The sequence below is a fragment of the Streptomyces sp. NRRL F-5135 genome, from assembly GCF_000719775.1.
In the GTDB taxonomy this organism is placed as follows: domain Bacteria; phylum Actinomycetota; class Actinomycetes; order Streptomycetales; family Streptomycetaceae; genus Streptomyces; species Streptomyces hebeiensis.
Genome location: NZ_JOHR01000106.1, coordinates 1 through 233 on the forward strand (window position 1 = coordinate 1; position 233 = coordinate 233).

The 233-nt window shown below is 58.4% G+C and carries 1 rRNA gene; it reads right to left on the reverse strand.

What is annotated here, in order from left to right:
- Positions 1-233 (reverse strand): 23S ribosomal RNA (locus IG02_RS0135705); the annotation flags it as partial.

The following is a 233-nucleotide window of genomic DNA, read 5'->3' on the forward strand; positions in this document are numbered from 1 at the left end:
ACCCTCTACGCCGGGCCTTTCGCATGCCCTTCGCCTACCCATACGGTTTCTGACTCACCGACCGGCCGGCAGACCGATCAAGCACGCTCCCACAACCCCTACAACGCAACCCCTGCCGGGTCTCACACGTTACAGGTTTAGCCTCATCCAGTTTCGCTCGCCACTACTCCCGGAATCACGGTTGTTTTCTCTTCCTGAGGGTACTGAGATGTTTCACTTCCCCTCGTTCCCTC